We start from the raw sequence: 18,174 nt of genomic DNA, 5'->3' as shown, positions 1-18,174 counted from the left end.
CAGCTCGACAGGCTCGAAACGAGAGCGAAGCGGCGCTACTGTGCATATGTGGTGTTGCATCTGTCTGATCGCCGGCCCGTGGTCCCACCGGACGAGCTCGTGGCGAGCCTTGTCCCGCCGCCGACCTTCTCCGATGTCAGCTTCGCGAGCTATCGGCCCAATCCGCAGGAGCCGAGCCAGGCCGCGGCCGTCGTCGCGGGCGAGGCCTTCGCAGGCAGGACCGCAGCGGTCCGGGCGAGCAAGTCCGGGTGGTTCCGCAAGCAGCAGCGCGGTGTCGGGCTCTATCTCGACGGCGGGTTCGGCGTCGGCAAGACCCACCTGTTGGCCTCGATCTACCACGCCGCGAAAGCGCCGAAGCTCTTCGGCAGCTTCGTGGAGATCACGAACCTGGTCGGCGCGGTCGGCATGGCGGGCACCGTGGAGCGCCTCGCGCAGCACAGCATCGTGTGCATCGACGAGTTCGAGCTCGACGACCCGGGGGACACCATGCTCCTTTCCCGGCTGCTCGGCGAGCTCTTCGACCGATCCGTGTCTGTCGCCGCGACCTCGAACACCCTGCCGGGCCAACTCGGCGAAGGCCGTTTCGCCGCGCAGGACTTCCTCAGGGAGATCCGCCAGATCTCGGACGGCTTCGAGGTCGTGCGCGTCGACGGCCCGGACTACCGCCACCGCGACTTGCCCGAGCCGCCCGCTCCGTTCTCCGAGGAGGAGCTCGCCGAGCGGGTCTCCCGCACGCCGAGGGCCAGCTTGGACGACTTCAGCACGCTGGCCAAGCACTTGGCGACCCTGCACCCCTCCTGCTACCGCGAGCTCGTCGCGGGCGTCGAAGCTGTGGGGATCTCCGGGTTCCAGCCCGCTCCCGACCAGGCCGTGGCGCTGCGGCTCGTCGCGTTCATCGACCGGCTCTACGACGCAGGGATCCCCGTGCTGGTCGCGGGACAGCCTGCGGACACGCTCTTCACCGAGGAAATGCTCGCGGGCGGATACCGCAAGAAATACTTGCGGGCGATCTCCAGGATCACCGCGCTCGCGCGGACGGGCGAGGCGGTCGGACTGGCTTCGGTCCCGGTCGCCTAGTCCTCGGGTTCAGCCGCCAAGGATCTCGATGATCTGCTCGACTTTCGCCTCCACCGAGCCCAGCGTGGTCCCGAGCCTGTCGACTTTGGTCTCGAGTCCGTCAAACTTGGTCTCGAGTCCGTCGACTTTCGTTTCTAGTTCATCGAACTTGGTCTCCAAGCCGTCCAGTTTGGTCTCCAAGCCGTCCAGTTTGGACTCGATGCTGTGCAATCTGGTCTTGTGCTCGAGATGGTAGCGGCTGTGGACCTTTTGCACTGATTGGATCCCGCCGAGGGCGGCGAAAACGCCCTCCATATCATTGCCGAGCCTGTTCAGCTTGCGTTTTTCCTCCGGTGTCGTCATAAGACGAGCTTAGCGGGGAAGCCTGACAATGTCAGCGCCTCTACACCACGGGCGGCTGCCCGACCACATCGCTGATCCCGACGCAGCGCTCACCGGTTCGTCGGAGTCCCAGCCCCACTACACCACGGGCGGCTGCCCGACCACATCGCTGATCCCGACGCAGCGCTCACCGGTTCGTCGGAGTCCCAGCCCCCTACACCGCAGGCGGCTGCCCGACCACATCGCTGATCCCGACGAACTGCCCATAATCATCAGTGATCTTCGGGCTGCCCCACACGACTTGGGCCAGGGCGCGCAGCATCGGGGTGAGCGCGGCCGCCACTTCGCCCTCGCCAGGACCTTGTCCGCCCTCCCACAGACAAAGCTCGGCGCCGAGCGCTTTCGGGTTGCCTTGCGCGAGAACGCTGGCCGCGGTCGCCGCCAGGGGGTACGCGTTCGGGTCGAAATCGCCGTAAATTTTGGCAGGGTCGGGGACTCTGCGGTCGATCACGTAGTACAGCTGGCGAGACGTGGAGTTGAGGAGCTCATGGCCTGCGGCCGCTTCGTCCTGCGCCGACAGCCCCGCGCCCGACCAATGGTCGATGCCGATGTCCGAGGCGACCGGCACGGTCGAGTTGAGGATCAGCGCGCTGTTCCAGATCCGCATGGACTTGCCCGCGGCCTTCACGACTTCGTCCATCTGGTTGATGAAGCCGTGGAAGAGGTCGATGGGGTCCGCCCCAGGGCCGTAGCGCTCCACAGCAGCACGGGCGAGCTCCGGGTGCTGGCCGAACTGGTCCATGGCCATCCACTCGTCGGCCCCGAGGAACCAGACCTTCGCGGGGAAGAGCGGAAGGTACTCCTTGATGATGTTCTCGGCGAGCGTCCACGTCTCGGGCTTGGCCAGGTTGAGCACCGTGAGCCCCCACTCGCCTTTGACGCCGAGCTCGGGATGGTGGGCGAGCAGCGCGCTGGCGTGGCCTGGCAGGTCGAACTCCGGGATCACGGCGATATGCCTGCGGGCGGCGTAGGCGACCAGATCGGCGATCTCGGCCTTGCTGTAATGCTCGGGGGCCACCGCGTCGGGGACCGTGTCGCTCTCGACCCGGAACGCCTGGGAGTCGGTGAGATGCAGGTGGAGCGTGTTGTACTTGAGGTAGGAAAGCTCCCGGATCCGGTCGCGCAGCCAGTCCACGGTGTAGAACTTGCGAGCTGTGTCCACCATGAACGCCCGCTCGCGCCAGGCGGGCCAGTCCCGCGCCGTCCCGCCGGGCAGCGCTTGCGACTGGCGCAGCCACTGCAGCGCGGTGCGAGTCCCGAGGAACGCGCCCGCGTCGCCCGGCGCGGAGACGACGAGGCGCCCGGCGACGGAGATCTCGTAGCCCTCCGAGCCCAATTGCGCGTCGGAGTCCCGCTGGCGCAGCTCGATGTCGCCGTCCACGGCGCCGCTCGCCGCCACGGGGAACGCCCGCCCGAGGACCGAGCCGAGGTCGTCGGCGAAGACTTCGGCCGCGGCGCGCAACGCCTGCGGGGCGACGATCTTCGCGTCCGGGCGGAGACGGAAAGCTCCGGCTCCAGGCCCCCACTGCTGCACCGAGGGGATGATGGGCGGAAGAACCGCGCCGCCAGCCTCCGCGACCGCGTCGGAGGCGGCGGGAAACGGGTCCGCCTGGGTTCCGCCGGGGGCCGCCCCCCGGTTCGAACAGCCGCCGAGCAGTCCGATCGCCGCGATCAACGCGAAGACGGTTCGGGACGGCGAGGCGTGGAGGAGCGGCAGCACGGTGGACCATCATGCCAGACAGGAGGGGTTTTTCACAGCCGGAGGCCTGCTGCTGCGGCCAACGGGGGGCACGTCCCATGGCCGCATGCGTACGCTTGTGGCATGCGACACGTTCTGTTCCGTTCCTTGCTCGTCGGCCCCGTCGCGGTGTGCGCCTTCGCCGGGGGACGCGCCGCCGCGTCCCCGGACGAGCTCCCCGAGGCGCTGTACGGCGAATGGTCCGTCGCCTCGGCCGACGGACCCGGAGCCGAGGCCGTCCAGCAGGCCCCGTCCTTGCGGGTGCGGTTCGACTCCGACGCGACCGGCTTCCGCGTCGCCGTCTCCGGCGGCTGCAACGGCATGGGCGGCTCGGGCGCGCTCCATGGGGACGAGCTGGGCTTCAGGCCGCTCATCTCCACCATGATGGCATGCAGCCCCCCGCTGATGGCGGCGGACGAGTTCGTCGCCAAGGTGCTCGAAGGCCCGGCCCGATTCGAAATGCGAGCAGACGCCCTCGTGCTGCGGACCGGCGAACGCGCCTTGCGGCTGGCGCGAAAGCCCGAAGACGGCGGCGCGGACGCGGAACCGGCATGATGCCTGTATGGCTTTGTTGACTTTGGACGATGTCCGGCCAGTGGCGCAGCTGCTCGCGCCGGTCGTGCACCGCACCCCGATCGTGGCCTCGCGGGCGCTCACCGACCGGTGCGGCCTCCCGGTGTGGCTCAAATGCGAGAACCTGCAGCGCACCGGCTCGTTCAAACCGCGTGGCGCCTACGCGAGGATCGCACGGCTCACGCCAGAGGAGCGCAGCCGCGGGGTGGTCGCCGCGAGCGCGGGCAACCATGCGCAGGGCGTGGCGTGGGCGGCGGGCGAGATGGGCGTCGTCTCGACCGTGTTCATGCCGGTGAGCGCGTCCCTCCCGAAAGTCAGCGCGACGAAGGCGTACGGGGCCCAAGTGCGCCTGCGCGGAGCCTCGGTCGACGAGGCGCTCGGCCATGCGCGGCAATTCGCGGAGGAGACCGGGGCGGTCCTCATCCATCCCTTCGACCACCCCGACGTGATCCTTGGCCAGGCGACCTGCGGTTTGGAGGTAGCCGAGCAGCTGCCCGCGATCGGCACGCTCGTGGCGCCGCTCGGCGGCGGGGGGCTGCTCGCCGGAATGGCGCTCGCGGTGAAGGCGCTCCACCCGCAGACGCGCGTCCTCGGGGTCCAGGCGGAAGGCGCCGCCGCGTGGCCGGAGTCGCTCCGAGCGGGCGCCCCCACGGCGTTGTCGTCGATGGCCACTATCGCCGACGGCATCGCGATCGGCTTGCCGGGCGCCGCGCCGTTCGAGCATGTCGCGGCGCTGGTGGACGAGGTGGTCACCGTGAGCGAGGAGGCGTTGTCCCGCGCGGTGCTCTTGTGCTTGGAGCGGCTCAAGCTCGTCGTCGAGCCTGCCGGGGCGGCCGCTGTCGCCGCCCTCATGACGCTCCCGAGCCAGGAGCTCGGGCTTTCCGGCCAAGTCTGCGGCGTGCTGACCGGCGGCAACGTGGACCCACTGCTCCTCACCAAAGTGATCGCGCACGGGCTGCGCGCGGCGGGGCGCTATCTCACCGTCCGGGTGCGCGTGCGCGACCAGCCCGGCGGGCTGGCCGAGGTGCTCGCGGTGTTCCAACGCGTCGGGGCCAGCGTGGTGGACGTGACGCACTCGCGGATCGAGGAAGGCTTGAGCTTCGGCGACGTGGAGATCAGCGCCACCGTGGAGACCCGGGGATCTGAGCATCAGAATGCAGTACTCGCCGCCATCGCGGAGGCCGGGCTCGTGCTAGCATGAGCGCAGCAACCTGTTCTCGGTCGTGGAGGAGATTTTCAAGTATGAGAAGCAAGAGCGTTTTCGCAGCCTTGGCTTTCGCGGGCTTGCTCGCGGCCCCGGCAGCGGAGGCCCAGCCCCTGCGCACCGGCATCGTCGGCTCGCCGTCCGGCAAGATCAACTGCTTGGTGAACGCGACGGACGTGAAGTGCATCGCGCCGTGGGGGGCAGGGGTCGCGCCTGCGGCTTCGGCCAATATCGCCGACTACCACTTGGACCAGAACTACATCCAGTGGACAGAAGGCGGATTCGGCGGCGTGCCGCCGCGCCAATTGAGCTACGGCGTGCCGATCACGGACAACGGCTGGACGATCGACGCCGAGGAGAACGGCCTGACCTTCAAGAAGGACGGCAAGGGCGTGTTCGTGAGCGTCCAAGACGTCCACGCGCTCTGATCCGGACCAGGCGCCATGCCACTTCCCGCCGACCCTGAAGTCTCAGCAGGCGTCGACGCCGTTCTGACCGCTGTGGGCCGCGCAGGCGAGCCGCCGCGCCTCGGCGACGTCGAGGCCCGGCGCGCGAACGCCACGCGCGTCTTCCAGCACATCGGCGCGGCCTCGCCCGCAGCGGAGGGCGTCGCGGTCGACCATCACGCGCTCGTCGCCTCGGACGGCGCCGAGATCGCGCTGCGCTGGTACCGGCCCGCAGCAGGGCACGGGCAGAGCGCGGTCCTCTACCTCCACGGCGGCGGCATGATCATGGGCTGGGACGTGATCGGCGCGGCGTACGACGGCGTCGTCCGCCGCTATGTCGCGGAGTCGGGGGTCCCGATGCTCGTCGTCGACTACCGAACAGCTCCGGAGCATCCGCACCCGACTCCGGTCGAGGATTGCTACTCGGCCTTGGTCTGGCTGGCAGGCCACGCCGCCGAGCTGGGCCTCGACACCGGCCGGATCGGGGTCATGGGCGACAGCGCAGGCGGCGGGCTCGCGGCAGGGGTGAGCCTCATGGCGCGGGACCGGGGCGGCCCGGCGATCGCGCAGCAGCTGCTCGTCTACCCGATGCTCGACCACCGCACCCCGGATCCCGACCCCGTGCTCGCGCCAATGCTGATCTGGGGCTACGAGGACAACATCACCGGCTGGTCGGCCCTGCTCGGCGAGAACCGGGACGCGGAGCACGGGGCTTCGCTCGGCTACGCCGCGCCCGCCCGGGCCGAAGACTTGACCGGGCTCCCTCCCGCGTACATCGATGTCGGCGACCTCGACTTCTTCCTTTTCGAAGACCTCGCGTTCGCGGGCCGTCTCGCGGCGGCGCACGTCCCCGTGGAGCTCCATCTGCACCCTGGCTGCCCGCACGGCTTCGAGATGTTCGCGCCCGAGGCGGGAGTCTCGCGCCGTGCGGTCGAGGACCGCGTGCGACGGATCCGGTCGCTCTAGGCCGAGCCCTCCAAATCCAGCAGCAGCCGCTTCGCCTCCGCGCCCCCCCGATAGCCGCCCGCCGTGCCGTCCGACCGGACGACCCGGTGGCAGGGGACGACGAGCGGGATCGGGTTCGTCGCGCACGCCGTGCCGACCGCGCGGACGGCGCCGGGGCTGCCGGAGAGCCGCGCGAGAATCCCGTAGGTGGCCTTCGTCCCGTACCCGACGTCGGTCGCGAGGTGTTCGAGGACCGTGCGCCGGAAGCCTTTGGACAACTGCCAGTCCAGCGCCAGCTCGAAGCGCCGCAGCCGTCCGGAGAAGTAGTCGTCGAGCTGGCGGGCGACGGGGTCCAGCCGCGCGGGCGCCTCGAGGACGCGGGGGCTGATCCGGTCGGCGAGGCTTTGTAGCACGCTGTCGTGGCCCTCGACCGCGAAAGCCACCCGCACCAGCCCCTCCGGCGTCGCGGCGGCCAACAGCGGGCCGAGGGGGGAGTCAACGACACGGTAGGCGACATCGAGCAGGGCTTGCTCCGCCGAGGCGGATGCGAGCCTGGCCCGCAGTCGGCCAAGGTCTGCGGGCTCGGCCGGGCACAAGCCTGCAAGTTCCACTGGTCTCATGAGTTTTCCTGTTTCTCCGAAGGATGTTGGGGATAGACGCGCCGCAACGCCGCGACGCCGTCGGCGGCAGCTCGGCGCGCGGCGGCCGCGGTGCCGCCGGTGATGCAGGCGATCTCGTCGTACGCCAGCCCGGCCAGATAGTGGTACGCGACGGCTTGGCGCTGCTTCGCCGTGAGCGCGGCGAGCGCGTGGTCGAGGTCGAGGTCGCGCCCGTCGGCCCGCTCGCCCCCTGTTCGGTCGGGCGCGTCGGCGACGGGAACGGCCCGCCGGGAAGCCGCTCGGACAACGTCGATCGCCTTGCGGTGCGCGATTGTCACGAGCCAGGCCTCGACGTTGGCCTCTGCGGGGAGCTCCGGGTATGCCTTCATCGCGGCGAGGAAGGTCTCCGACCACGCGTCGTCCGCGTCGACGGGCCCGACGACCGCGCGCACGACTCGCAGCACCGTCGCGCCGTGCCGTCCCACCACCGCCTCGAAGGGCGGCTTGCCCCGCTGCGGCGCCGAAGCCCCGGCAGTCACCACAGCGTCGGCTCGGAAGCCGGGAGCGCCCGTTCGAGTTCGAGGAGCTTGCGTTTGCGCTCCAGCCCGCCCGCGTAGCCGGTGAGGCTGCCCGTCGAGCCGAGGACCCGGTGGCAGGGGACGATGATCGAGATCGGGTTGTGCCCGACGAAGCCGCCGATCGCGCGCGGGCTGATCCCGCCGCCGATCTCCTTCGCGAGCGCGCCGTAGGTCGTGGTCTGGCCGTACGGGATCTGCGAGAGGAGCCGCCAGACCTGTTGGGCCCGGTCCGAGCCGTGCAGGTTCAGGTCGAGGTCGAACTCTCGGCGCCCGCCCGCGAAATACTCGCGCAGCTGCGCGACGGCGGCTTCGAAGCCGCCGTCCTCGGCAAGCTCGGCCCGTGGGCCGAAGGACGCCTCGTCGGGCCTGGTCCAATGGCCGGGGAAATAGATCCCGGTCAAGCCCAGATCGTCGCGCACCAACGTCAACGGGCCGATGGGGAATTCGACGACGGCGTGCCGGGTGGTCTGCGTTGCGGTTGACATCGTGGTCTCCTCGAAAAGCTGCGCCGGCTCGCCCGGCTGTCGTTCTCTCATCTCATTGGCGCTCTCACCATGCAGACGTTGCGGCGGGCGGTTTTGTGAGGGCAGCATAGTATGCCTTCGGTCACATCGTCGCGCCGCTGCCCGAAGCCGCCGCGCTCGCCAGCCCGACCAGGTCGCCCGCAGGCCCGCGCAGCCTCGCCCCGACCGGCCAGACCGCGCGCAGCGTCCGGCGCATGCGCAGCCCGTCGACTTCGATCCGCACGAGCTTGCCCTCGGCGAGCTCGTGCGCGACGGAAAGGCTCGACAGCACGGCGGGCGCCATCGCGGTGGCCGCCGCCGCTTTGAGCGCGGTCACCGAGCTCAGCTCCAGAAGCGGCGGGGCGAGCGGCCCGGCCTGGCCCGCGAGCGCCTCTTCGAAGACTTCGCGCGTGCCAGAGCCTGGTTCGCGCTGCACGAGCGGCGTGCTCGCCAGCGTCGCCGGGGACACCCGGCCCGTCCGGGCCCACGCATGGCCGCGCGGCACCACCACGACCAGCTCGTCCCTGCCGATGGGACGGGAGTCGACGCCCGCCCCGGTCTCCGAGCATTCGACGAAGCCGACGTCCGCCTCGCCGCCGACGACGGCTTTCAGCGCGTCCGCCGAGTTCATCGGGCTCACCCGGATCTGGCTGTCCGGGTGCAGGTTGCGCAGCGCCACCGCCCACGACGGCACGAGGCATTCCGCGACGGTCATCGACGCGGCGACGCGGACCGACGAGCTCTGTCCCCGCAATGCCTCGACCCCGGCCGAGAATTTCTCCGCGCTGTCCAAGATCGCGGCCGCCCATTCCAGCACCGCCGACCCGGACTCGGTCAACGCCGTCCCGCCGGGGGAGCGGCGGAACAGCCGCAGGCCGAGCTCGCGCTCCACCGCCCGGACCCTGGCGCTCACCGCCTGCTGGCTCAGGCCGAGCTCGCGCGCTGCCGCGCCCATGCTGCCCGATCTCGCGACCGAGGCGACGACGTCGAGCGCGGCCAGTTCCGGCACGCGGGCGGGGAGCACCATCCGATCACTGTATCGGGCTGGTCCCCAGGGCGGCGCGGTCCAGCCGCTCCTGGGCCTCGGTCTCCTCGGTCTCGATCTCGGCCGCCCGCCGCCGCAGTTCCGCATGCACCGCGTCCCGGTCTCGCGGGTACGTCCAGTAGAGCGCCGTGGTGAGCGCGACCTCGACAAGGACGAGCCCGACGACGAGCAGCAGGGCGGCTTCTTTCAGCCCGACGCGCTCGCCGAGATGGGTGAGCAGGAGGCTGAGCGCCGCCACGGCGCCGAGCTGGACTGCGATGCGGATCGCGTTCGCCGTGCCGCGCAGCTCGGGGAGCGTCACATCGATGACGATCAGCTGGGTCGCCACCGGCCACGCCCCGTACACGAGGCCGTAGAAGAAGAAACACGCGCAGAACACGACGATCGAGCCCCAGTCGACCTGTGTGCACAGCACCGAAGCCACCGCGCACAATGCTCCGACGACCTGGAAAAAGGCGACGTAGCCAGCCCTCGGGCTGATCCGTCGTGCCCGGTCCGCGAGCAACCCGCCGCAGAAGGTGCCGATCATGCCGCCGATCCCGCCCGGCAGCGCGACGAGGGAGGCCGTCGCATTGTCGAACCCGTCGACCTCGACGAGATAGACGATCGCCACCCCCAGCAGGAGGAACTGCCCGCAGAAAAGGGACTGCACGACGACGAGCGCGAACGTCCGGACTTCGCAGAGCGCAATGATCGCGCGCCAGGTGAGCTTGGAGTGCTCCTCGCGCTCCGTCCGGCTGAACGCCGCCAGCTCCGACTCCGAAGCCCCGACTCCGGGGTCTTTGAAGAACACCGCGATGAGGCAGCCGGAGACCAGGCAGACCCCGCCTGAGGCGAAAAACCCGTACCGCCATCCGCCGGGGACTTGGGAGAGCTGGCCCATGACCGGCCCGAGCACGGCGATCATGAGCGCGATCAGGCCATAGAGGTAGCCCGTCGCCCGCCCCCGGGACTTGTCGTCGAAAAGGTCCGCGAGCAAAGCCGTGACGATCGGCTGGGTCCCCGAGAAGAAGAGCGCCGAGAACGTGAACAGCAGCAGGATCTGCAGGTAGCTCTGCGCGAAGCCGGTCGCGACGCACCAGGCGCCGCCGAGCGCCGCGCAGGACACGAGCACGGCCTTTCGGTTCGTGCGAGCCGCGAGCTGCGCCCACAGCGGCCCAGTTGCAGCGCTGAGCAGCTTCGGGGCCGCCTGCAGCGCGCCGAGCGCGGAGAGCGGCAACGCCAGCGAGGCCTGGATCGCCGGGAACAACATGCTGATCACGCTGCCCTCCGAGGTCTCCGTGGTGAGCGTTCCGCCGAGGAGCGTGAGCTGGAGCCAGCGCCGCGGGGGAGAGGAGGACATTCCATCCAGCCTAGCCGCGCCCGACCACGGCCCGGCTATGCTGGGGATCACACCCCTGCAGCCGAGGAGCGCCATGCCCACGATCACCACCTGTCTCTGGTTCCAGACCGAGGCGAGCGAGCCAGCCGCCCTGTACACCCGTCTCTTCCCCGACTCCCGGATCCTGTCGAAATCGCCTGCGCGGGACGAGACGGGGACGTCGATCGTCTCCTTCGAGCTGTGGGGCAGGCCGTTCCTCGCGTTCGGCGGCGGCACGGACGTGACGCTCAACTACGCGACGAGCCTGCAAGTCCCCTGCGAGACGCAGGAGGAGGTGGACCGGTATTGGGACGCGCTCTCCGCCGGGGGGACCGAGCAGCAATGCGGCTGGCTCACCGACAAGTTCGGCCTGTCCTGGCAGATCGTGCCGACGATCTTGCCCGGGCTGCTGAGCCACCCCGACCAGGTGAAGGCGGACCGGGTCTTCCAAGCGATGCTCGGCATGGTCAAACTCGACATCGCCGAGCTGCAGGCGGCCGCCTCGGCGAGTTGACCCGGCAGCCTGCCCTATTTTTCCAGCCCTGCGCGGTAGCCTGCCTGGATGCGAAGCCACCAATACGGCGACATCCTCGCCGCGCGCCCGAAAAGGCAGCCCGCTCCCGAGGTCGTCGCCGAGATCGACATGGTCGTCGAGGACCCCGTCTCGGACTTCTGCGGCGCGGTCGTCGCGGTGGACACGGACCGCAAGGGCTACGTGACGCTGGAGGACGCGCGGGGCAACCGCCGTCTCTTCGAGATGCGCCCCGGCGCGTTCCTGTTGGAGGGCAAGCCCGTGACGCTGGTCCGCCCCAAGATCGGCCCCGCGAGCGGGCCGCTGCGCACCGCGTCGGGCTCCACAGCGGTGCCCGGCTCGCCCGCCCGAGTCGCGCGGGCGAGCCGCATTTGGGTCGAAGGGGTCCACGACGCGCAGCTCGTGGAGCAGATCTGGGGCGACGACCTGCGGATCGAAGGGGTGGTGGTCGAGCCGCTGCACGGAGTGGACGAGCTCGCCGAGCGGATCGCCGAGTTCGGTCCGGAAGCGGGGCGCCGGGTCGGAGTCCTCGTGGACCATCTGGTCCCCGGCAGCAAGGAGTCCCGGATCGTCGCCGAGGTCGTCGACCCGAACGTGCTCGTCACAGGGCACCCGTACGTGGACGTCTGGCAGGCGGTCAAGCCCGCCGCCGTCGGCATCCCCAAATGGCCCAACGTGCCGCGCGGGGTGCCGTGGAAAGAAGGGGTCTGCCGCGCCCTCGGTGTGAAGGACACCGCCGCGATGTGGTCGCGGGTGCGCAAGGGCGCGACGGACTACACGCAGATCGAGCAGCCGCTCCTGCGCGCCGTCGAAGAGCTCATCGACTTCGTCACCGCCTGAGCAGCCCCGCCCGCAGGCCCGCTCCTCACTGGAAGGGCTGCGGATAGCCGCCCGGCGACTCGTTCCCGCCCGGCGCGCGCCGTTTGCTCGCGTCGGCGCCGGTCACGGCGAAGGCGATGTGGTCCGGCGAGGCCATGCCCGCGTCCCAGTCCTGGTACTGCTTGCGCAGCTCGGCGAGCAGTCCTGCGTGCTCGGGCTTGTCGGCGAGGTTGCGCTCGGCGGCCTCTGGATCGTCCCGGCCCGGATGGGGGAGCGAGACCGGGGCCCCGAGGTCGTAGAGCTGCTCGATGTCGTCGCTGAGCTTCAAGTACTTGTACCGCCCCCGGCGCACTGCCGCCTGGTTCAGTTTGAACATGTCCGGGGGGAGCGTGTCCTCGGGAAGCCCGCGCTCGCGCAGCTCCTCCTTGACCTTCTCCGCCTCTCCGACGAAATTGAACCGCCAGAACAGCGCCCGTTCGCTCTCCGGGGCGCCCCCGAGCTGCGGGGTGAGGTCCCGCCCGTCGAGCGGCGAGGCGGCGTCCCAGCTCGCGCCCGCGACGGCGGCGATGGTGGCCGTCCAGTCCATCGTGATGGCGGTCTGCCTGCTGATCCGGCCCGCGGGGATCTTCCCCGGCCAGCGCGCCATCATCGGCACGCGGATGCCGCCCTCGTACAGGTTGCCCTTCTGCCCGTTGAACGGGTACTCGTGGCCGTAGCGCTCGCCGCCGTTGTCGCTGGTGAACACGACCAGTGTGTTGTCCGCGATCTTGAGCTCGTCCAGTGCGGCCAGCACTCTGCCGACTTGCCGGTCCAGCTCGACGGTCATCTGCCCGAAGATCTCGGGGCTGCCCGCGTTGAAGTCTTTCGGCTCCCGGATCGGATTGGGGCCGGTGTCCGGGCTCTCCCACGGCCAATGCACCGCGTTGTAGTGCAGGCTCAGGTAGAACGGGTCGGGCTTGCCCGCGTGCTCTTTGAGATAGCCGATGGCCCGGTCGGTGAACACCTGGGTCAGATAGCCGTCCGCCGTCGTGGGCTTCTCGTTCTCCCAGAGGTCGGGCTGTCCCACGCCTTCGCCAACGTCCGTGTGGTCGAAGTAGTCCTCGGCGCCGCCGAGGAAGCCGAAGAAGTACTCGAACCCGCTCTTGTTCGGGCCGAATCGAGGAGCGAGACCGCAGTGCCATTTGCCGATGAGAGCCGTCGTGTAGCCCGCCTTGCTCAAGGCCGATGCCACGGTCGGCGTCTCTGCCGGGATGCCGTACTCCTTGTTGCCGAACTGCTCGTGGAACGGCAGGCGTTGCTGGTAGCGCCCGGTGAAGAAACCGACTCGGGTGGGCGTGCAGACGCAGCTGTTCGCGTAGCCGTCGGTGAAGCTGATCCCGCGCTCGCCGATCGAGTCGATGTTCGGCGTCGAGTAGTCCGTGCGCCCGTACCGGCTGATATCGCCCCAGCCGAGGTCGTCCGCCAGGATGAAGAGGATGTTCGGCCGCTGTTTCGGGCCGTTCCCGGCTTTCGGGGGCTCATCGCAGGCCGCAAGGACGCCTGCGGCGATCGCGGCGCCCGCGCCGACCTGGAAGAAGCGACGGCGGGCCAAGGGCTGCTTGATGTCGTCCATCGGCCGAGCCTAACAAGACCCGGCGCGCGTGGCGGTGGCGGCGGAGCCTACTGCCGCACGAAGGTCCGCGCGGCGAGGAAGGCGTAGGCTCCGAGGAACAGGGCGGCCGGAGCCGCGTTCGAGACGCTGTCCTTCACCCGCACGTGCGAGCCGACGGCGGCGGCGAAATACGCCGTCAGAAGGACGAGCGTGAGCCGGGCCAGCGACGGGAACTTGATCCCTAGGGCGAGCCCCGCCGCCGATGCGCCCTTGACCACTGGGAAGATCCAGCGGTATTTGACCGGGAACTCGACCCGGTCGAACGCCTCAGTGATCGCTTTGAGCGGAATCGCGCAGGCCACAGCGTCCGCCGCCTGGAACGCCGCGAAAACAGCAAGGGTCCTCGGGGAAGGCTTCTCGCTCATGGCCCAAGTCTACCGGCGCCTGCCGAAGCGGCCTAGGCCACATGCCACGCGTCCGCTCCTCCCTCCCAGCGCGTCCGCCATTCCTTCTCCTCGGCGGCCTTGTCGGCGTGGAGCTCGGCAGAAGGGGCTTCGAGGACCACGCCGGGATGCGGGAGGGCGAAGAAGTCCCCGCTGCCGAGCGCGGACTCGTGCGCGCCGACATCGACGTAGCAATGCCCGAGCCCGGAGAGGCGGTCGCGCTCCTCGGTTTTGCCGAAATAGCGCAGGACGTTCCTCGCCGCGGTCCTCCCGCCGTTCTTCGCGAAGATCGCGGCTTTCGGCAGCGGTTTGCCGGACGGGGAGACCACAGCGCTGATGTCGCCGACCGCCCACACGCCCTCGTGCTCGGTCAGCATGGACTCGCGGTCGACGGCGATCCAACCCGCCCCGTCGCCGGAGCCGATGGCGGGCTCGTGCGGGGGGACGAACACGAGCAGGTCGAAGGGGACGCTCTCGCCGTCCGCGAAGCGCACGGTCCGGGCAATGTGGTCGACCTGCTCGACGGCTCGCTCCGGGTGGAAAGCGACGCCGTTCTCTTCGAGCAGCTCGACGAGCCGAGGCCCGGCGTGCGGCCCTGCCGACGGCATGGGCTGTTTCTCCGGGGTGTGGACCGAGATCTCCGTCGCCCCGCGCGTTCCGAGCTCTTTGAGCAGGTCTGCGGCGAGGAGCGCGCCCTCGTACGGGGCGACCGGGCACCGGTAGGGCTGCGAAGCCACGAGGAACACGAGCCTGCCCCCTGCGAAGCGGGTCAGGGCCTCATGGGCCCGGCTCGCGTCGAGGGCGCTGTAGTAGTGGACGGCGACGCCCGCGTCGACGGCCTCTTGCAGCCCTTGCACCTTGTGCGGGGCGTTTTTCGCGCCAAGGGCGACGACGAGCGCGTCGTACGGGAGCTGGGAGCCGTCATCGAGGGAAACCGTCTTTGCTTCGGGGTCGAAGCCGGTCGCCCTTGCCCGAACGGCCGTGACTCCCGTCAGCGCGCGCGGGGCTGGCCGGATCGGGACGCTGTCCGGGCTCCGCCAGCCGCGCATGACCCAGGGGAGGGTGAACCCGAGGAAATGCTCGAAGTCCTCGTCCACGAGGGTCACATCGATGCCGTCGAGGACGGCGCCCGACTCCTGGAGCTCTTTGACGACGCTCAGGCCTCCGATGCCCGCGCCGAGGACGACAAGTCGTTTCGCCATGATTATTTTCTCCTTCGAAAGAACCGGCCCAGCGGCGACTGGGACTGCGGTGACGGATGGCCGTCGCACCATTGCTCCGGCGGGACGCGGCGCTTGACCGACTGGACATGCGCGCCGCAGCCGGACCAGGTCGTCTTGCCGCAGGAGCGGCATTTCGTCGCGTGGCACATAGTTGTTGTCCTCCGTGTTCAGACGTGGGCGGGACGTGGGCGCCGGAGCTGCGCGAACTCCGAGATCCGGGCGAGCCCGGCGACCGAGCGGAAGAGCGCCCGGGACGACTCCTCGTCCGGGAGCGAGGTGAGCACGGGGCCGAAGAACGCCCTGCCGTCGACGCTCACGATCGGGCTTCCGCCCGGCTCCCCGAGGGCCTGCTGGGACCGCTCGTGCGAGGCGCGCACAAGCTCGTCCAACGAATCGTCCGAGAGGCTCTGCGTGTGGCCGTCCATGGCCGAAGACGCCCGCAGGACCTCCTGGACGAGCGTCTCGTCGAGGGCTTCCCCTCGGCCGAAGAACGCGTTCCCGAACGCCTCGTACGCCGTCCACATCCCCTCGCGGCCCAATGCTCGGCCGAGGCCTGCGAACAGGCGGCCCGCCGCGCGGGAGGCCCGCATCCGCTCCTGCCCCGAAGCCGGGAGATCCCGCCCTTCGTTCAGGACCGCAAGGCTCATCAACTCCCACCGCGGCTCCACGACGCCCTCGTCGGACAGTCCGCGGAGCCACCGCGCCGTGGTCCACGAGTACGGGCACACCGGGTCCAGCCAGATCACGACATCGGACGCCCTCGGTCGCGTCTCGACGGCCTCGTCCATATCGAATTCCTCTCGTCGGTTCCTCAGGCCAGGCTGAGGAACAATTTCTCCAGCTCGTCCACGGTCAGCCCCTGGCCCGACCGGCCGCCCGGCTCGGCCACGCAATCCCGCAGGCCGGTCGCGATGATCTTGAATCCCGCGCGGTCGAGGGCGCGGGACACGGCGGCGAGCTGGGTCACCACGTCGCGGCAGTTGCGCCCTTGCTCGATCATCGAGACGACCCCGCCCAACTGCCCGTGGGCTCGGCGGAGACGCCCGAGGATCGCCGCCATGTCTTCGGGGCTCCCATGCGGCGGCACTTCTCTCGTGGTTTCTTCCATGACTTATGGATACCATAGGGGGTATGGTATTGGCAAGGTTGCCGGTCTGTCTCTTCGACCACAGGCAGAGACGCCCCGCAGGCGGCCGCTCCGCGCAGAGCAGAAGAAAAACGCAGGTCCGAGCGCCCCTCTTCGCGAGGAAGTCCGCGAAGCACGCGAAGAGCCGCCCTTTTCCGCCCGGCCGCTCGGACCGTATCCTCACTAGACTGAAGATCGCGAAGCGGCGGTCCGCCGCCTCGGCAGCCTCCACGGCCAGAGGAAGGAATTCGCATGGCAACGGTCGCCGACCAGATCATCGCCGCGTTCAAAACGAGCGGCGTCAGCAGGGTGTACGGGCTGCCGGGGGACAGCCTCAACGGATTCACCGACGCGATCCGCCGCGCCGACGGGATCACCTGGGAGCATGTCCGGCACGAGGAGACCGCCGCATTCGCCGCGGCCTCGGAGGCCGCGCTGACCGGGCGGCTGGCGGTCTGCGCAGGCAGCTGCGGGCCCGGCAACCTGCATTTGATCAACGGCCTGTTCGACGCGCAGCGCAGCGGCGTGCCGGTGCTGGCCATCGCCGCCCAGATCCCGCTGGCCGAGATCGGCTCGGGATATTTCCAGGAGACCCATCCGCAGGAGCTCTTCAAAGAGTGCAGCGTCTACACCGAGCTGGTGAGCTCCCCCGAGATGGCGCCGCGCATCGTGGAGATGGCGATGCGCGCCGCCGTCGAGGAGCGCGGGGTCGCGGTGGTCGTGGTCCCCGGGGAAGTGTTCTTGAGCCGCGCGGGCGGCCAAGGCTGGCTCGACAGGCCCGTCACAGCCGCCCGTTCGGTGCTCCGCCCCGACGACGAGTCGCTGCGCCGAGCCGCCGAGCTCATCAACCGGTCGAGCCGGGTCACCATCCTCGGCGGCGCAGGCGCCGCAGGCGCCCACGACGAGCTGGTCTCCCTCGCCGAAACGCTCAAAGCGCCCGTCGTGCACGCCTTGCGGGGCAAAGAGCACATCGAGTACGACAACCCCTACGACGTGGGCATGACCGGCTTGCTCGGGTTCCCCTCGGGGTACAAGGCGATCCGCGAGGCCGACCTGCTCCTGATGTTGGGCACCGACTTCCCGTACCGGCAGTTCTACCCCGAGAACGCCACGATCATCCAAGTCGACATCCGGGGCCGCCAGCTCGGCCGCCGCGTCCCGATCGACCTCGGCCTGGTCGGAACGGTCAAGGACACCATCACGGCGCTCGCCCCGCTGCTGCGCCGCAAAGACGAGACCGAGCACCTCGACCGCGCGGTCAAGCACTACCGCAAAACCCGCAAGTCCCTCGACTCGCTCGCGGTCAACGACCGGAACCAGACCCCGATCCGCCCGGAGTACGTCGCGGGGCTCGTGGACAAGCTCGCCGACGACGACGCGGTGTTCACCGTCGACGTCGGCTCGCCCGTGGTCTGGGCGGCGCGGTATCTGACGATGAACGGGCGCAGGCGGCTGATCGGGTCGTTCACCCATGGCACGATGGCCTGCGCGCTGCCGCATGCGATCGGCGCGCAAACCGTCGACCGCGGCCGCCAAGTCGTCGCACTGGCAGGCGACGGGGGACTGACCATGCTCTTCGGCGACCTCATCACCCTGACGCAGAACAACCTCCCCGTGAAGGTCGTGCTGTTCAACAATTCATCGCTCAACTTCGTCGAGCTGGAGATGAAGGCCGCAGGCATCGTCAATTTCGGCACCGAGCTGCGCAATCCCGATTTCGCGGCGGTGGCCCGCGCGCTCGGCATCCACGGCAGACGGGTCGAACGGCCCGAAGAGCTGGAAGGCGCGCTCGCCGAGGCGCTCGCTCACGACGGGCCTGCGCTGGTGGACGTGGTCACAGCGCGCCAGGAGCTCTCGATCCCGCCCGCGATCTCGACCGAGCAGGCCAAAGGCTTCGCGCTCTACGCGATCCGCACGATCCTCGCGGGCCGCGCCGACGAGCTGCTCGACCTGGTCACGACGAACGTCGCACGCCGGATCCTGGACTAGGC

General features: G+C 69.8%; 20 protein-coding genes. 8 read left to right on the top strand and 12 right to left on the bottom strand.

Annotation, left to right across the window (positions count from 1 at the left end):
* Positions 1 to 48: 48 nt before the first annotated feature.
* A complete protein-coding gene (gene zapE / locus ACRC20_RS17735; RefSeq protein ID WP_438687720.1) occupies positions 49 to 1,077 on the top strand; it encodes a cell division protein ZapE in 1,029 nt (342 codons plus the stop codon).
* Positions 1,078 to 1,086: 9 nt separating this feature from the next.
* Here zapE and ACRC20_RS17730 read toward each other — a convergent pair whose 3' ends face one another.
* Together ACRC20_RS17730 and ACRC20_RS17725 are read right to left on the bottom strand one after the other, a co-directional pair.
* On the bottom strand, positions 1,087 to 1,419 hold the full coding sequence (locus tag ACRC20_RS17730) for a hypothetical protein (protein WP_438687719.1): 333 nt from the start codon (positions 1,417 to 1,419) through the stop codon (positions 1,087 to 1,089).
* A gap of 193 nt (positions 1,420 to 1,612) precedes the next feature.
* On the bottom strand, positions 1,613 to 3,178 hold the full coding sequence (locus ACRC20_RS17725; protein WP_438687718.1) for a family 20 glycosylhydrolase: 1,566 nt from the start codon (positions 3,176 to 3,178) through the stop codon (positions 1,613 to 1,615).
* 102 nt (positions 3,179 to 3,280) lie between these two features.
* Between ACRC20_RS17725 and ACRC20_RS17720 the strand changes: the two genes are divergently transcribed.
* From ACRC20_RS17720 to ACRC20_RS17705, 4 genes are read left to right on the top strand one after another with little or no spacing between them, the layout of a single operon-like run.
* A complete protein-coding gene (locus tag ACRC20_RS17720; protein ID WP_438687717.1) occupies positions 3,281 to 3,751 on the top strand; it encodes an META domain-containing protein in 471 nt (156 codons plus the stop codon).
* Between the two features lie 7 nt (positions 3,752 to 3,758).
* Positions 3,759 to 4,970: a threonine ammonia-lyase gene (ilvA, locus tag ACRC20_RS17715; RefSeq protein WP_438687716.1), complete on the top strand. Its 1,212-nt coding sequence runs from the start codon at positions 3,759 to 3,761 to the stop codon at positions 4,968 to 4,970.
* Positions 4,971 to 5,011: 41 nt separating this feature from the next.
* Complete coding sequence (locus tag ACRC20_RS17710; protein ID WP_438687715.1) at positions 5,012 to 5,401, top strand: hypothetical protein; 390 nt, start codon at positions 5,012 to 5,014, stop codon at positions 5,399 to 5,401.
* Positions 5,402 to 5,416: 15 nt separating this feature from the next.
* A complete protein-coding gene (locus tag ACRC20_RS17705; protein WP_438687714.1) occupies positions 5,417 to 6,385 on the top strand; it encodes an alpha/beta hydrolase in 969 nt (322 codons plus the stop codon).
* Here ACRC20_RS17705 and ACRC20_RS17700 read toward each other — a convergent pair.
* From ACRC20_RS17700 to ACRC20_RS17680, 5 genes are all read right to left on the bottom strand, one after another.
* Positions 6,382 to 6,984, bottom strand: coding sequence for a methylated-DNA--[protein]-cysteine S-methyltransferase (locus tag ACRC20_RS17700; RefSeq protein ID WP_438687713.1), 603 nt, complete (start codon positions 6,982 to 6,984; stop codon positions 6,382 to 6,384). The two genes, ACRC20_RS17705 and ACRC20_RS17700, sit on opposite strands and share 4 nt — an antisense overlap.
* Positions 6,981 to 7,502 (bottom strand): RNA polymerase sigma factor, encoded by a 522-nt coding sequence (locus tag ACRC20_RS17695; protein ID WP_438687712.1) that lies wholly within the window; start codon positions 7,500 to 7,502, stop codon positions 6,981 to 6,983. Before ACRC20_RS17695 ends, ACRC20_RS17700 begins: the two co-directional genes overlap by 4 nt.
* Complete coding sequence (locus ACRC20_RS17690; protein ID WP_438687711.1) at positions 7,499 to 8,026, bottom strand: methylated-DNA--[protein]-cysteine S-methyltransferase; 528 nt, start codon at positions 8,024 to 8,026, stop codon at positions 7,499 to 7,501. The genes ACRC20_RS17695 and ACRC20_RS17690 overlap by 4 nt, the downstream gene beginning before the upstream one ends.
* A 121-nt stretch (positions 8,027 to 8,147) precedes the next feature.
* The gene (locus tag ACRC20_RS17685) at positions 8,148 to 9,071 is read right to left on the bottom strand and encodes a LysR family transcriptional regulator (RefSeq protein ID WP_438687710.1); all 924 of its coding nucleotides are present in this window, start codon (positions 9,069 to 9,071) and stop codon (positions 8,148 to 8,150) included.
* Positions 9,072 to 9,075: 4 nt separating this feature from the next.
* Complete coding sequence (locus ACRC20_RS17680; RefSeq protein WP_438687709.1) at positions 9,076 to 10,431, bottom strand: MFS transporter; 1,356 nt, start codon at positions 10,429 to 10,431, stop codon at positions 9,076 to 9,078.
* Positions 10,432 to 10,504: 73 nt separating this feature from the next.
* Between ACRC20_RS17680 and ACRC20_RS17675 the strand changes: the two genes are divergently transcribed.
* Entirely contained in the window at positions 10,505 to 10,963 is a 459-nt protein-coding gene (locus ACRC20_RS17675; RefSeq protein WP_438687708.1) for a VOC family protein, read from the top strand.
* Between the two features lie 48 nt (positions 10,964 to 11,011).
* Positions 11,012 to 11,821: a DUF3097 domain-containing protein gene (locus ACRC20_RS17670; protein ID WP_438687707.1), complete on the top strand. Its 810-nt coding sequence runs from the start codon at positions 11,012 to 11,014 to the stop codon at positions 11,819 to 11,821.
* 25 nt (positions 11,822 to 11,846) lie between these two features.
* Here ACRC20_RS17670 and ACRC20_RS17665 read toward each other — a convergent pair whose 3' ends face one another.
* The 5 genes from ACRC20_RS17665 to ACRC20_RS17645 form a co-directional block, all read right to left on the bottom strand.
* On the bottom strand, positions 11,847 to 13,412 hold the full coding sequence (locus ACRC20_RS17665) for a sulfatase family protein (protein ID WP_438687706.1): 1,566 nt from the start codon (positions 13,410 to 13,412) through the stop codon (positions 11,847 to 11,849).
* A 47-nt stretch (positions 13,413 to 13,459) separates the two neighbouring features.
* On the bottom strand, positions 13,460 to 13,816 hold the full coding sequence (locus ACRC20_RS17660; protein WP_438687705.1) for a DoxX family protein: 357 nt from the start codon (positions 13,814 to 13,816) through the stop codon (positions 13,460 to 13,462).
* 32 nt (positions 13,817 to 13,848) lie between these two features.
* Positions 13,849 to 15,036, bottom strand: coding sequence for an NAD(P)/FAD-dependent oxidoreductase (locus ACRC20_RS17655; RefSeq protein WP_438687704.1), 1,188 nt, complete (start codon positions 15,034 to 15,036; stop codon positions 13,849 to 13,851).
* A gap of 188 nt (positions 15,037 to 15,224) precedes the next feature.
* Positions 15,225 to 15,845, bottom strand: coding sequence for a mycothiol-dependent nitroreductase Rv2466c family protein (locus tag ACRC20_RS17650; protein ID WP_438687703.1), 621 nt, complete (start codon positions 15,843 to 15,845; stop codon positions 15,225 to 15,227).
* A gap of 23 nt (positions 15,846 to 15,868) precedes the next feature.
* A complete protein-coding gene (locus ACRC20_RS17645; RefSeq protein WP_438687702.1) occupies positions 15,869 to 16,165 on the bottom strand; it encodes a metal-sensitive transcriptional regulator in 297 nt (98 codons plus the stop codon).
* A 270-nt stretch (positions 16,166 to 16,435) separates the two neighbouring features.
* Between ACRC20_RS17645 and poxB the strand changes: the two genes are divergently transcribed.
* Positions 16,436 to 18,172, top strand: coding sequence for a ubiquinone-dependent pyruvate dehydrogenase (gene poxB / locus ACRC20_RS17640; RefSeq protein ID WP_438687701.1), 1,737 nt, complete (start codon positions 16,436 to 16,438; stop codon positions 18,170 to 18,172).
* Positions 18,173 to 18,174 lie beyond the last annotated feature (2 nt).

It is taken from the genome of Segniliparus sp. (assembly GCF_051660745.1).
GTDB lineage: Bacteria > Actinomycetota > Actinomycetes > Mycobacteriales > Mycobacteriaceae > Segniliparus.
This window is presented reverse-complemented; position numbering and strand designations above follow the sequence as displayed.